The following is a 13,729-nucleotide window of genomic DNA, read 5'->3' as shown; positions in this document are numbered from 1 at the left end:
AAATCTGGCGGGGGTTGGTTTTGAGTTGGCCCTGCGGGCAGTCTTCATGAATGACTCGAGAGTCGCTCAACAACTGTCTGGATTCCAATAATGAATCTGATTTCAACAACTTAGAGGGGCCGTGTCAGCCCTGCCCGTCAAGAATTTCACAGGCTTTTTCGGCCAAAGGTGCAGCCAGCGCCCCCACCAGCAAGGCCCGATCCGAAGACGCATTGCCCTTTAATCCGCGATAGCCCACGCCCTGCACGATGGCGGCCAACCGAAACAGGCCGAAGACCAGATAGAACGCCCAGTTTTCGATCCCCGATATCCCTACCCGTTCGCAATATCGCGCGACGTACTCGTCTTCTGTGGGCAGCCCGAGCGCCCCGCGATCCACTCCTTCCAGCCCGCTCAACACAGGCCCCGGCGGCATCCGCCACAACATGCATTGATAGGCCAGATCGGCCAGTGGATGACCGAGCGTAGACAGCTCCCAATCCATCACCGCGATCAACCTGGGCGTGTCCGGCGCGAACATCACATTGTCCAGCCGGTAGTCGCCATGGACCAGCGACACGCGCCCGTCATCGGGCACCATATTGGCGCCTAACCAGTCGATAATCCGTTCCATTGCCGGGATGCGGCCGGTCTCCGTCGCGCGATACTGGCGTACCCAGGTCGCGAACTGGCGCTCGTAATAGCTCCCTGCCCGGCCGAAATCCGCAAGGTCCACGGCCCCCAGATCCACGCTATGAATCGCCGCCAGCGCCACATTCATCTGATCATAGATCGCGGCGCGCTCCGCAGGCTCCATCCCCGGCAGCGACGGGTCCCAAAAGACCCGCCCCTCGACAAATTCCATCACGTAGAACATCGCCCCAAGCACGCTGTCATCGGTGCAGAGATGCAGGGCGCGGGCCACGGGCACATCCGTTTCGGCCAGTGCCGACAGCACCCGAAACTCCCGATCCACCGCATGGGCCGACTTCAGCAACTCGCCCGGCGGTTTGCGGCGCAGCACATAGGCCCCGCTTTCCGCGCGCAGCTTGTAGGTCGGGTTCGACTGCCCATCCGAGAATTTCTGCGCCGTGCGCAACCCGCGAAACCCCGGCAGATGTGCCTCCAGGTAGCTGCCTAGCCGCTTAAGCTCCGCCTCCTCCATCAGACCGGCCCCTTGTTGCCCTCGTGATGCGCCCTGACCAATTGCCGCCCAAGCGCCATCATATGCACCTGGTCCGGCCCATCTGCAAAGCGTATCTGTCTGGCATAATTGAACAATTCCGCCAGCGGCAGATCCTGGGTCAGCCCCTTGCCCCCATGGATCTGGATCGAGCGGTCAATCACCGTCTGCGCCATCATCGGCGCCACGATCTTGATCGCGGAAATCAGGTCTTTCGCGGCTTTCGCGCCATCCCGGTCGATCTTGGCCGCCGCCTTCAGGGTCAGCAGGCGCGCCTGTTCAATCTCGCACCAGCTTTTGGCAATGTCCTCGCGCACCGATTGATGCTGGCTGAGCCGCCGCCCGAAGGTTTCACGTTCTTCCACCCGGTCCATCATCAGCTCCAGCGCCCTCTGCGCGGCCCCCACCAGCCGCATGCAGTGGTGAATGCGCCCCGGCCCAAGCCGGCCTTGAGCAATTTCAAACCCCCTGCCCTCGCCAAGCAGCAGGTTGTCCGCTGGTACCCGCACATTATCAAACTCGATCTCGGCCTCGCCAAAAGGCGCATCCGCGTAGCCTAGAGTGGTGACATGGCGCAGGATATTCACACCCGGCGTGTCGCGCGGCACCAGGATCATGCTTTGCTGCTTGTGGCGATCGGGATTGTCCGGGGCAGACTTGCCCATAACAATAAACACCGCGCAGCTTTCGCGCATGCCACCCGTGGTATACCACTTGCGCCCGTTCACCACGTAGCTATCGCCATCGCGGCGGATTTCGGTGCGGATATTCGTGGCGTCCGAGGACGCGACATCCGGTTCCGTCATCGCAAAGCCAGACCGGATCTTGCCGTCCAGCAAAGGCTCCAGCCAACGCGCCTTCTGAGCCTCGCTGCCATAAAGCATCAGCGTTTCCATATTGCCCGTGTCGGGCGCATTGCAGTTGAAAAGCTCGGGCGCCCACCAGACCCGGCCCATGATCTCGGCCAGCGGCGCATATTCCAGGTTCGACAGATCCCCGCCATGGGCCTTTGGACGGAAAAGGTTCCACAACCCCGCCGCGCGGGCCTTCTCCTTCAGGTCCTCGTAGAAATCGGGCGTGCGAAAGGGTGTATCCGTGGTCTCGAAATGCCGCGCGAAAACGGGTTCCGCCGGATAGATATGTGCCTCCATGAACTCGGTCAGGCGCGCCTGCATCTCGCGCATCTTCGGCGTCGGTTCGAAATCCACCTGCTCACTCCTCCTCGCTGGTTGCAGGTAAGGTCCGCCCCTGTCCCCGGCCTGTCAACCGTGCCGTCGTGTCATTTCCGCAAGGCCGCCAAAAGCCCTTGCGTTTCGCCCACTCACCACTAGCCTCCCCCCTAATGACGGAGGCCCAGACATGACCATCCAACCACACCCGCTTTTTGATCTCTCGGGCCGCATCGCCCTCGTCACTGGCGCAAGTCGCGGAATTGGCGAGGAAATTGCCAAGATCCTCGCCGATCACGGCGCCCATGTGATCGTGTCCAGCCGCAAGATCGACGGGTGCGCCGCCGTGGCTGAGGCGATCAATGCGGCAGGCGGCAGCGCCGAGGCCTTCGCTTGCCATATCGGCGATATGGATCAGATCGCGACCGTGTTCGACCATATCAGGGCCACGCATGGACGGCTCGACATCCTCGTGAACAACGCCGCCACCAACCCCTATTTCGGGCATATACTCGACACGGATCTCGGCAGTTTTGAGAAGACGCTCGACGTCAATATCCGGGGCTACTTCTTCATGTCCGTTGAGGCAGGCAAGATGATGCGCGATCAGGGCAAGGGCGCGATCGTCAACACGGCTTCGGTCAACGCGCTGGAACCGGGCGACATGCAGGGCACTTATTCGATCACCAAGGGCGCGGTGGTGAACATGACCCGCGCCTTCGCCAAGGAATGCGCGCCGCATGGTATCCGCGTGAATGCGCTGGCGCCGGGCTGGACCCGAACGCGTTTCGCAGGGGCGCTGCTGGACAGCGAAAAACACTACAACGACATCATGGCCCGCCTGCCGATGAAACGCCCCGCAGAGCCGTCCGAGATGGCGGGCGCGGTGCTCTACCTCGTCTCGGATGCTGCCAGCTACACCACCGGGGAACTGCTGGTCGTCGATGGCGGGCTGACCATATGAAACGCTTTGAGGGCAAGGTCGCGCTGATCACCGGGGCCGCAAGCGGCTTCGGCAAACTGCTGGCCGAGGCATTGGCCGCAGAAGGCGCGCTTCTGGTCATGGGGGACCGCAACAAATGGGGCCTGCGCCATGTCGCGCGGGGGCATCTGGCCACTTACATGCGCTGTGACGTGACGAAAGAGGATCGCGTGAAGGCGCTTTGTGATCTCGCCATCGAACAGTTCGGGCGTCTAGACATCGCCGTGAACAATGCCGGCCTCGCGGGGCCGATGAAGCCGCTGACCGAGATCCGCGAAGATGAATTCGACCTTATTCACGCGGTCAACGCCAAGGGCACGTTTTTCGGCCTCAAGCACCAGATCCCCCTGATGCGGGACACCGGCGGCGCGATCCTCAACGTGGCCTCCGTCGCGGGCCTGGGCGCAGCGCCTAAACTGGCCGCCTATGCCGCCGCCAAACATGCGGTGGTGGGCCTCACGAAAACCGCCGCCATCGAGGAAGCGCGCAACAATATCCGCGTGAACGCCATCTGCCCCTTCTACAGTCCCACGCCGATGGTCACAGACAGCGACATGGCCGGGATGCAGGATTTCCTTGCCAACGCGTCCCCGATGAAACGTCTCGGCACGCCCGAGGAAATCACCGCCGCAATGATGGCCCTGCTCGATCCGGCCAACAGCTACATGACCGGTCAGGCCATTGCCATCGACGGGGGCGTGACCGCCTACTGACCTTCTTCTTTGCCCAAATACTCCCGCCGGAGGCGTCCCAACCTCACCACCGGGGATAGGGCCTGACACCCAAGCGCCGTCCTCGCCACGCAACTGCGGCAGCACGCGCCAAGGAGGTCCCCGCGCAAGCGGGGGTGACGAGGCGCGTTCCCGGGTCGACGCCAAAGGCGGCGAAACGAAAAGGGCGGCCCCGAAGGCCGCCCTGATCCGTTAACCGGGGCTCATCCCCCGCAGCCGTTCAGACCGTCGCCGCAAAAGCTCTACGGTCGTCAGCAGGGCGATCGAGATCACCACAAGGATCGTCGCCACCGCCAGAATCGTCGGCGAGATCTGTTCGCGGAGACCGATGAACATCTGCCAGGGCAGCGTCTTTTGCCCGGCGGAACCGACAAACAGCACCACCACAACTTCATCAAACGAGGTGATGAAGGCAAAGAGGCCGCCGGAAATCACCCCAGGCAGGATCAGTGGCATCTGCACCTTGAAAAAGGTCGTCACCGGATCCGCCCCAAGGCTCGCCGAGGCCCGCGTCAGCGACTTGTCAAAGCCCACAAGCGTCGCGGTCACGGTGATGATCACGAAGGGGATGCCAAGTGCCGCGTGCGCCAGCACGACGCCCAGATAGGTCCCCTGCAGCCCGATGCGGCTGTAGAAGAAATACATGCCGGCAGCCGAGATGATCAGCGGCACGATCATCGGCGAAATCAGGATCGCCATGATCGCGCCCTTGAAGGGCACATGGGACTGCGACAGGCCGATGGCGGCCAGGGTTCCGAAGGCGACCGACAGCAGGGTTGCCATGGGCGCGATCCGGACCGAGTTCCACAGCGGTTGCTGCCAATCCGGGTTGGTGAAGAAATCCCGGTAGTGATCCAGCCCATAGGCATCGGGATCCAGCGCCAGCATACCCGGCGTGAAGGTGAAGAAATCCTCGGCGTTGAAGCTCAGCGGGATGATCGTGATGATCGGGGCGATCAGGAAGAAGAAGATCAACCCGCAGATCACCCGGAAGCTGTAGAACCAGACTTTCTGGCCGGTCGAGGCATAAGGAGGAAGGCTGCTCATGTTCTTTACCCCAGCTTCACGTTGTCGATGCCCACGATGCGGTCATAGATCCAGTAGAGGATCAGCACGACCCCGAGGAGGATACTGCCAAGCGCAGCGGCCAGACCCCAGTTGAGCGACGATGAGATATGATAGGCGATCCGGTTCGAGATGAAGGTACCCGTCCGGCCCCCGACCAGTTCCGGCGTGATGTAGTAGCCGATGGCGAGGATGAAGACGAGGATACAGCCTGCCCCGATGCCCGGGATGGATTGCGGGAAATAGACCCGCCAGAACGCCGTCCAATCCGTCGCGCCAAGCGACTTGGCGGCACGCACGTAAGAGGGCGGAATGGTCTGCATCACCGAATAGAGCGGCAGGATCATGAAGGGCAGCAGAATATGCGTCATCGCGATGATCGTACCGGTCTGGTTGTTGATCAGCTGCAATCGCGCGTCATCGGCTACCAGCCCAACCCACACCAGGATGTCATTGATCACCCCCTGCTGTTGCAACAGCACCTTCCAGGCCGAGGTCCGCACCAGAAGCGAGGTCCAGAAGGGCAGCAGAACCAGGATCATCAGGATGTTCGACACCCGCATCGGCAGGTTCGCCAGCAGGAAGGCAATCGGGTAGCCCAGCAGCACGCAGCTGCCCATGATGACCAGCGACATGAACAGCGTCCGGCCGAACAGCGTCACATAGATCTGCCGGTCCTCCGGCTGCGCAGTGATCCCGTCCGCCGACAATTGCATGTCGATGGCGGTCAGGAAATAGCCCGGTGTGTAGGAGGGGGAATAGACCCAGATCGTCTCCATCAACTCGGGGTTCAGCCAGTCTTCGTCCAGATCTTCGAACTGATCGCGGATCGAGATGCTGTCGAACCCGCCCACGGCGTCTGCGGCGGCGCTCAACAGCGCGTTGCTGCCGGAATAGCCGCTGCCAGCCAGGTCACGATACAGCGAGAAAAACACGAAATCCTCGATGTTTTCCTCAGCCGGGTCATCTTCATTGGCCTCGATGGTGATCCGAACCCATGTATCGAAAGCGGCTGCGGTCTCGGGCAGTGCGGCGCGGATGGCGCTGTCGCCCATCAGCCCGGTCCAGGTGGCGTAGTCGGCCCATGCCGCATCCAGATCGGTGAATTGATCGGTATAGATGTCGGTGTCAAAGCGGCCCACGCCGCGGCCCGCCTGCCGGAACAGCGACGAGATGCCCGTCATCTCGTAGTTCAGACGGCTGCCGACACGGGTGTGGCGGCGGAACTCGGCGGCCTCGAACAGGTCGATATACAGCCCCGCATACACGTCTTCGCCCGGCGCTTCGTCGTGGTTCTCCCACTCCTCCATCGCGGCGACGGTGCGCGGCAGGGTCTCTCGTACGATCTGGTTTTCGACCGAGCGGAACAGCATGTCCGCGATCGGAAGGATGAAGGTGATCAGGATGAACAGAAGCAGCGGCGCGATCAGCAGCAGCGCACGGATCTTCTGGGCCCTGAGCGCGCGATTGAGGCTCGCTTTCAGGGGGCGCCCGTCAGCGGCCAGCACCGGGCCTGCGGGGGTATCTGCCGTATTGTCGGTCATTCGTGGCCTTCCACTAGGATAATGACGCTATCCGCCGAGGCCCGGCGAATTTCGGCCACTTCCTGATATTCTGGGTCGTTGTAAGCGGCCTTGGCGGCCTCAAAGCTCGGGAACTCGATCACCACATGGCGCTCGAATGTCTCACCTTCCGGCACTTCGGACCGACCGCCCCGGACAATGAACTTGGCGCCCAGGTTCTGAAGGATCGGCGTATCGCGCCGGATATATTCCGGGTAGGCGTCAGGATCGGTGACGGTGATATGTCCGATGATATACCCCTTGGGCATCTGTCCCCCGCCTTTCGTGGTGAGCTGGCAAGGCGGCGCATGTCCGCCTTGCCGGTGTCTCAGGTCATCGGGCGGGGCGCGAACCCCGCCGCGAACGTCAGCTTACTGCGACAGCCACGCCTGGAAACGGGCGTCCATGTCGTCGCGGTAATCGGCCCACCATTCGTAGTTGAACAGGAAGGTCCGCTGCGCGTTGGCCGGGTCGGTCGGCATATGCGGCGCCATGTCGATGCCCAGTTCAGCGTGCTGACCCACCAGCGGTGCGGACGATGCGCGGCCCGGACCGTAGGAGATCCAGCGAGCCTGATCCGCCAGACGCTGCGTGTCGGTTGCGAAGCGGACGAAGTCCAGCACGCGGGCCAGACGGTCTTCCGGCAGGCCTTCGGGGATGATCCAGCCATCAAGGTCGAACACCTGCGCGTCCCACATCATGGCGACGGGCTGGTCCTGCTCTTCGATCAGGCTGAACAGACGACCGTTATAGGTCGACCCGAGCACAACCTCGCCGTCAGCCAGAAGCTGCGGGGTGTCGGCACCGGCGGTCCACCAGACGGTGCTGTCCGCGATGGTGTCGAGCACAGCAAAGGCGCGCGCGATGCCTTCCTCGGTTTCCAGCACGTCATAGACGTCTGCCTGGTCGACACCGTCGCACATCAGCGCCCATTCCATGTTGCCGATCGGGCGACGTTCCAGCGAGCGCTGACCGGGGAAGTTTTCCAGGTCGAACACGTCACAGATATCGTCGGGGGTGTTGCCGCCCCATGCTTCCACGTCGGTGCGATAGCCGAAGGTGGTGGAATACACGATCTGCGGGATGAAGCAGTCGGACACGATCAGGTCGCCGAAGTCTTCGGAGGCCGGGGTGCCGTCGGGCGCCGGGGCCAGAACCTCGTCATGGTCGATTTCCATCGCCAGACCTTCGTCGCACAGACGCATGGCGTCCGCGGCCACAACGTCAACCAGATCCCAGGTGATGTTGCCGGCTTCGTTCATGGCGCGCAGACGGGCCACGGCCTCGGCCGAGCTTTCGTCCCAGATTACTTCCAGGCCTTCGTGCATCGCCTGGTAGGGCGCAGAATACGCGTTCACCTGGCTGGCCTGGTAGGCCCACCCCAGCTGACAAGCGTCATGCTGTTGGCCATATGGGCATCTGCATGCGCCATGGAAGCGGCCATTACCGCGCCCGAGGTCAGCATAAGAGCTGTCTTGAGTTTCATGAGTCTCTCCTCTGTTGATCGTCTTTATTAGAATAGGCACCGCCCCCATTCAGAGGGGCGGGTCCGTTGCTCAGGCGTCCAGCGCCCGGCAATCCTCTGCGCGCCAGCCGATCTCGATCTGCTCGCCGGGCTGTAGCCGGCGCTGATCGGGGGCGTTACGCGTCTTGATGATGAAATCCTCGTTGCCGGCCACACGCAGCCGGGTGCGATAGATGTCACCCATATAGATGAACTCCAGCACTTCCGCCTTGATGGTGTGCGCGCCGGGGGTCATCCGTTCCTTGTTGAATTCCACCCGCTCGGGGCGGATCGACACGAGCGTCCGCTCGCCGACCTTGCTGACATTCACGGGCTTGGTGTCGATGATCTCACCATCGTCCAGCCGCACCTCTGCGCGGTCGCCGTCGATCTTGCTGACGGTTCCCATCAGCGTGTTGTTCTCGCCGATGAACTGCGCCACGAAGCTGTTGGACGGTGCCTCATACAGCTCGTCCGGCGGGGCCAGCTGCTGAATGCGGCCATCGTCGAACACGGCAACGCGGTCCGACATGGTCAGCGCTTCGGTCTGGTCGTGGGTCACATAGACCGTGGTGATGCCGAGGTTATGGGCCAGGTTGGTGATCTCGAACTGCATGTGTTCACGCAGTTGCTTGTCGAGCGCGCCAAGCGGTTCGTCCATCAGAACCAGCTCCGGTTCAAAGACGAGCGCACGCGCCAGAGCGATCCGCTGCTGCTGACCACCGGACAACTGGGCCGGACGGCGACCGCCGAAATCGCCCATCTGCACCATGTCGAGCGCCCGCTTCACCTTCGCTTCCTGGTCGGATTTGCCCATGTTGCGGACTTGCAGCGGGAAGGCGAGGTTTTCGGCCACCGTCATGTGCGGGAACAGGGCGTAGTTCTGGAACACCATGCCGATGCCACGCTTGTGCGGCGGGATGTTGTTGATCGGCTGACCGCCCAACAGGATTTCCCCGTGCGTCGCCGTCTCGAACCCGGCCAGCATCATCAGACAGGTGGTTTTCCCCGACCCCGAGGGACCAAGCATGGTCAGGAATTCACCCTTTCCAACGCTGAGATTGAGGTCTTTTACGACGAGTGTTTCGCCATCGTAGCTTTTCTGCACGCGGTCGAAGACCACGAAGTTTTCCGATCCGGAACTCGCGTTCATGTTTCTTCCCTGTTGTCCGGCGCCGGGGCGCTGGTTCTTATTTTCGGCTCTGGCGGCCATTCTTTATGCATCCGCCTCGGTTTCTGGCACGCCAAACGACGCATGGTCGTCGAAAACCGACACGTATGTCCTGTTGCCCACCTTAAGCGCACAGACGAAGGCGTCCAGCCCCCGCAGGGAATTTAGTTCGAAAGACCAAAATACAGGGGTTTGTTAGGCAATCAGTGCAAGGGGTTGCGCTATAGATACGCGGAAATTGGACATCGGAGCCACTCGACCCTGACCGGTTGTGCAGCCTGCGGGAATCAGGTCCCGGATCAAATAGCCAAAGCCCAAGGCTGATTCGCGGCGATCGGGATTCGGGTGGCGCAGATCACAGCGCCGCCTCCAGCGATACCAGATCGGGGGCGGGCAGCCGGCCCATAAGTGACCGGAAAAGTCCCCGGCAGTCCGGTCCGCGCCAACCGGAGGGAAAAAAACAGTCCGGCAGGTCGGGATGACGGAACAGCAGGCGCCGCCAGCTATGAACGACAAGCAGACGCAGCGCCGCGGCCTCTGCCGTTGCCAGCGGAGGGGCGCGATCCAGTTTGGACAGCAGCGTTGAGAAATCCCGCTCCAACGCCGCATATTGCGCCATCAGATCCGGCGGGCAAACCTGTTCCCGCAGCCAGTCAGGCACCGAGACCTGCCCGGTTTCCACACCCAGCAAGCCCTTGAGAGTTTCGGGCAGAGGCCCCTGCCCGATCACCACCTGCGATCCCACCGGCAGGTATTCCCCGGTCAGCAGGAAACTGTCGAGCTGCCCCCGGCCGGTCTGCTCCCCGGTGCCGGACACCAAAAGATGCCACCTGTCCGGAAAGCCGCGCTCGGCCTCGTAGATGCGCGGGCTGGCCTCGGCGCTTTGCCTGCGCCCCATGGGGGTCAGGAAATGCAGGCTGCTCCGCCCTTCGCGGACACTGTCGATCCAGCCATCCTTTCGCAGGCGGAACAACGCCACGCGCATCGCTTCGGGCTTCACGCCCATCAGGCCAACAAGCCGCGTCAGCGCCGCGCCGCTGATCCGGTCTCCGTCACGCCGGGCAAGATCGCCGAAGATGGTCACGATCAGCGACCAGACCCGGTGGCTTTCGCCCCCGGTCAGCAAAGCCGCCGCATCCCGGAATGTCTGGCTTTCCGTCTCCATGGCGCGACTATAGGCAGGCGCGGCGCGGCTCGCCACTCTCAGAAGGCGACCATGGTCAAAAGCTCGTATTCCGCGACCATTTCGTCATCCTGATTGGTCAGGGTCGCGTGCCAGCGGACCTCTCCATATTCATCGTTGCGCCGGGTCTTCTTCTTCACCGTCAGCCGCACCTTGATCGCGTCGCCTGCCTGCACCGGCTTCATGAAGCGCAGACCATCCAGCCCGGTATTGGCCAGAACCGGGCCTTCATTGGGTTCCACGAACAGCCCCGCCGCGAAGGACAGCAGCAAATAGCCATGCGCCACGCGGCCGGGGAAGAACGGGTTCCGCTTTGCGGCCTCCTCATCCATATGGGCATAGAAGGTGTCGCCGGTGAAATGGGCGAAATGCTCGATATCCTCCAGCGTCACCTCGCGGGGATCGGTGTGGATCGTCTCGCCAATCGCCAGATCGCCAAAACGGCGGGTGAACGGGTGCGCCGGGCCTTCGATCTCTGCCGCGCCGGGCACCCAGGTGCCGCCGATGGCCGACTGGATGTCCGGGCTGCCCTGAATGGCCGTGCGCTGCATGTAATGCAGGACGCCCCTGATGCCGCCCATTTCCTCGCCGCCCCCCGCGCGCCCCGGCCCGCCATGGACCATATGCGGCAGCGGCGAGCCATGGCCGGTGCTTTCGGTCATCGAGTCGCGGTTGTTGAAGTAGAGACGCCCGTGGAAGGCTCCCGACCCGAGCGCCACCTCGCGGGCGACGGCGGGATCATGGGTGATGACGGATGCCACCAGAGACCCCTGCCCCCGGTTCGCCAGCTCCACCGCATGGCCCAGATCGCGATAGCCCATGACGGTGCTGACCGGCCCGAAGGCTTCGGTGTCATGCACACGCTCGGCCCCGTCGGGATCGGCACAATGGAACAGCATCGGCGGCAGGAAGGCGCCTTTCGATCCAGCCATGGCGAAGTCATCGGGGTCCCCGAATACCCGCTCCGCCTCTGTCCCGATCAGCGCCGCTTTCTCCAGCACATCGGCCTTCTGCGCCGCACTGACCAGCGCGCCCATGCGCACACCCTCGTCCTGCGGATTGCCGATGGTGGTGCTGCCAAGCCGGGCCGACAGTGCCTCTAGCAACGCAGGCACCGCAGCCTGTGGCGCGATGATCCGGCGAATGGCGGTGCATTTCTGGCCCGCTTTCGTGGTCATCTCTCGCGTCACTTCCTTGACGAAGAGATCAAATTCCGGCGTGCCCGCAACGGCATCCGGCCCAAGGATCGAGGCGTTCAGGCTGTCCTGCTCCGCCACGAAGCGCACCGAATTGCGCAGGATCACCGGGTTCGACCGCAGAGCCAAAGCGGTCTGCGCCGATCCGGTGAAGCTCACCACATCCTGACAGCCAAGCCGGTCGAGCATATCGCCCACCCCGCCCGACACCAGTTGCAACGCGCCGGCGGGTAGGATGCCGCTCTCAACCATGATCCGCACTGCCAGTTCGGTCACGTAACAGGTGGCCGTCGCGGGTTTGACAATCGCAGGCACCCCCGCCAGCAGCGTCGGCGCGAGCTTTTCCAGCATCCCCCAAACGGGGAAGTTGAACGCGTTGATGTGAACCGCAACCCCTTGCAATGGCGTCGCAATATGCTGACCGAGGAAGGTGCCATTGCGGCTTAACTGCTCCACCTCGCCATCAAGATACACATGCCCATCCGGCATTTCCCGCCGCCCCTTGGAGGCGAAGACGAACATCGTGCCGATGCCGCCATCAATGTCGATCAGGTGATCCGATTGCGTGGCCCCGGTGCTGAAGCTGAGGTCATAGAGCGCTTGCTTATGCTTGCCCAGTTCCAGCGCCAGAGCCTTCAACATCCGCGCGCGGTCGTGGAACGTCATGGCCCGCAGGGCCGGTCCGCCTACACCCCGCGCATAGTCCAGCATGTCCTGCACCGGCAGGGCCGATCCGGCCCGCGCCATCGGCTCACCCGTGACGGCGCTCGCGATCATCCGCGCGCTGCTATCGGGCGCAATCCACTCGTCCGCGGCGAAGCTTTTGATATCCAGCAGGCTCATGTCCGTTCTCCTTCCAGCGCGCGGGCAAGATGGTCGGCCAGGGCCCAGGAGCCGGGGCTTTCCCCCGCCACCTCGGCCATTACGCGGGCCATCGCGGCCCACCCCACCTCAGCCGCATATTGCATCGGCCCGCCCCGCCAGCGCGGGAAACCGTAGCCATGCAGCTTGACCATATCGACCGCCGCGAAATCCTCGGCGGTCCCTTCCTCCACGATCCGCGCGCCTTCATTGGCATAGACGGCCAGCAGCCGGTCGCGGATCTCCTGTTCCGTGTATTTGCGCCGGGTGATGCCGCGTTCGGCCGAATAGGCCACGATCAGCGCCTCGACCTCCGGGTCACGCTGCGGTGCACGACTGCCCTCGGCATAGGTATACCAGCCCTTGCCGCTGCGCTGCCCAAGGCGGCCCAACTCGCACAGCGTATCGGCGATGCTCTCATAGCGCTCTGCGGGGTCACGCGTTTCTGCCTGCCGCTTGCGGTTGGCCCAGGCGATTTGCAGCCCCGTCAGGTCCTGCAATTCAAACGGCCCCATCGGCATACCAAAGCCCCGCATCGCTGCATCCACCTCATGCGGCAGCGCGCCATCGGCCAACAGATATTCCGCCTCGCGCCGATAGGCCGACAGCATCCGGTTGCCGATGAACCCGTCACAGATGCCCGACAGCACCGCGATCTTGCGCAGCCGCTTGGCCAGTTGGAACCCGGTGGCCAGCACATCGGGGTCGGTTTCAGGGGTGTTCACCACCTCGACCAGCTTCATCACATGGGCGGGCGAGAAGAAATGCAGGCCGAGGCATCGCGCCTTGTTGGGGATGTCGGCAAAAATCTCCTGCGGATCGAGATAGGAGGTATTGGTGGCAAGGATGGCGTCCTGCGACAGATGTTTCGCCAATTCCGCAAACACCGCCTGCTTGACGCCCAGGTCCTCGAACACCGCCTCAACCGCCAGATCTACGCCAGAGGCCGCCGCGTAATTATCCACCGCCGCGAAGGCGGTCATCTGGCTTTCATACTGGGATTGCGAAATTTTCCCGCGTTTCAGCGCCCCGGCAACCAGCCCCTCCACGCGGCCTTGCGCGGCGCTTGCCTCTTTTGCGCTTCGCTCGATCAAGGTCACCCGCAATCCGGCAGACAGACAAGAGGCGGCAATCCCCGCCCCC

10 protein-coding genes and 2 pseudogenes are annotated in these 13,729 nt (G+C 62.9%); 2 read left to right on the top strand and 10 right to left on the bottom strand.

From position 1 onward, the window contains the following. Window positions 1–124 precede the first annotated feature (124 nt). Both RBB16_RS07830 and RBB16_RS07825 read right to left on the bottom strand, forming a co-directional pair. Window positions 125–1,144: a phosphotransferase family protein gene (locus RBB16_RS07830; protein WP_306045631.1), complete on the bottom strand. Its 1,020-nt coding sequence runs from the start codon at window positions 1,142–1,144 to the stop codon at window positions 125–127. Continuing rightward, window positions 1,144–2,370, bottom strand: a complete 1,227-nt coding sequence (locus RBB16_RS07825) for an acyl-CoA dehydrogenase family protein (RefSeq protein ID WP_306045630.1) — start codon at window positions 2,368–2,370, stop codon at window positions 1,144–1,146. The genes RBB16_RS07830 and RBB16_RS07825 overlap by 1 nt, the downstream gene beginning before the upstream one ends. Before the next feature lie 151 nt (window positions 2,371–2,521). Between RBB16_RS07825 and RBB16_RS07820 the strand changes: the two genes are divergently transcribed. Further along, the gene (locus RBB16_RS07820) at window positions 2,522–3,295 is read left to right on the top strand and encodes an SDR family oxidoreductase (protein WP_306045629.1); all 774 of its coding nucleotides are present in this window, start codon (window positions 2,522–2,524) and stop codon (window positions 3,293–3,295) included. Continuing rightward, on the top strand, window positions 3,292–4,026 hold the full coding sequence (locus RBB16_RS07815) for an SDR family NAD(P)-dependent oxidoreductase (RefSeq protein WP_306045628.1): 735 nt from the start codon (window positions 3,292–3,294) through the stop codon (window positions 4,024–4,026). The genes RBB16_RS07820 and RBB16_RS07815 overlap by 4 nt, the downstream gene beginning before the upstream one ends. A gap of 210 nt (window positions 4,027–4,236) precedes the next feature. On the opposite strand, the pseudogene RBB16_RS07810 reads toward RBB16_RS07815, so the two are convergent. From RBB16_RS07810 to RBB16_RS07775, 8 genes and pseudogenes are all read right to left on the bottom strand, one after another. Further along, window positions 4,237–5,082, bottom strand: a pseudogene (locus tag RBB16_RS07810) (ABC transporter permease); the annotation flags it as partial. 14 nt (window positions 5,083–5,096) lie between these two features. Then, window positions 5,097–6,653 carry an ABC transporter permease gene (locus RBB16_RS07805; protein WP_306045626.1) on the bottom strand — a complete coding sequence of 519 codons (1,557 nt, stop codon included), beginning with the start codon at window positions 6,651–6,653 and terminating at the stop codon, window positions 5,097–5,099. Continuing rightward, the gene (locus tag RBB16_RS07800; protein WP_071690844.1) at window positions 6,650–6,940 is read right to left on the bottom strand and encodes a DUF1330 domain-containing protein; all 291 of its coding nucleotides are present in this window, start codon (window positions 6,938–6,940) and stop codon (window positions 6,650–6,652) included. Before RBB16_RS07800 ends, RBB16_RS07805 begins: the two co-directional genes overlap by 4 nt. 102 nt (window positions 6,941–7,042) lie before the next feature. Next, window positions 7,043–8,157 (bottom strand): annotated as a pseudogene (locus RBB16_RS07795) (extracellular solute-binding protein). A gap of 70 nt (window positions 8,158–8,227) precedes the next feature. Beyond that, the gene (locus RBB16_RS07790) at window positions 8,228–9,328 is read right to left on the bottom strand and encodes an ABC transporter ATP-binding protein (protein ID WP_306045625.1); all 1,101 of its coding nucleotides are present in this window, start codon (window positions 9,326–9,328) and stop codon (window positions 8,228–8,230) included. Window positions 9,329–9,701: 373 nt separating this feature from the next. Beyond that, window positions 9,702–10,547: a PaaX family transcriptional regulator C-terminal domain-containing protein gene (locus RBB16_RS07785; protein ID WP_306045624.1), complete on the bottom strand. Its 846-nt coding sequence runs from the start codon at window positions 10,545–10,547 to the stop codon at window positions 9,702–9,704. Between the two features lie 2 nt (window positions 10,548–10,549). Further along, a complete protein-coding gene (gene paaZ, locus RBB16_RS07780) occupies window positions 10,550–12,568 on the bottom strand; it encodes a phenylacetic acid degradation bifunctional protein PaaZ (RefSeq protein WP_306045623.1) in 2,019 nt (672 codons plus the stop codon). After that, on the bottom strand, window positions 12,565–13,729 hold a 1,165-nt coding region (locus RBB16_RS07775), incomplete at its 5' end, for a 3-hydroxyacyl-CoA dehydrogenase (protein ID WP_306045622.1). The genes RBB16_RS07775 and paaZ, both read right to left, overlap by 4 nt.

Source organism: Nioella sp. MMSF_3534, assembly GCF_030732985.1.
In the GTDB taxonomy this organism is placed as follows: Bacteria; Pseudomonadota; Alphaproteobacteria; order Rhodobacterales; family Rhodobacteraceae; genus Nioella.
Note: the sequence above shows the minus strand (reverse complement) of the source record. Positions and strands in the feature narration are given on the sequence as shown.

What these genes read in the sequence shown, in the direction of transcription:
- paaZ (WP_306045623.1), bottom strand. Translation starts at nt 12,568, where the DNA reads ATGAGCCTGCTGGATATCAAAAGCTTCGCCGCGGACGAGTGGATTGCG.
- RBB16_RS07830 (WP_306045631.1), bottom strand. Translation starts at nt 1,144, where the DNA reads ATGGAGGAGGCGGAGCTTAAGCGGCTAGGCAGCTACCTGGAGGCACAT.
- RBB16_RS07820 (WP_306045629.1), top strand. Translation starts at nt 2,522, where the DNA reads ATGACCATCCAACCACACCCGCTTTTTGATCTCTCGGGCCGCATCGCC.
- RBB16_RS07790 (WP_306045625.1), bottom strand. Translation starts at nt 9,328, where the DNA reads ATGAACGCGAGTTCCGGATCGGAAAACTTCGTGGTCTTCGACCGCGTG.
- RBB16_RS07800 (WP_071690844.1), bottom strand. Translation starts at nt 6,940, where the DNA reads ATGCCCAAGGGGTATATCATCGGACATATCACCGTCACCGATCCTGAC.
- RBB16_RS07805 (WP_306045626.1), bottom strand. Translation starts at nt 6,653, where the DNA reads ATGACCGACAATACGGCAGATACCCCCGCAGGCCCGGTGCTGGCCGCT.
- RBB16_RS07815 (WP_306045628.1), top strand. Translation starts at nt 3,292, where the DNA reads ATGAAACGCTTTGAGGGCAAGGTCGCGCTGATCACCGGGGCCGCAAGC.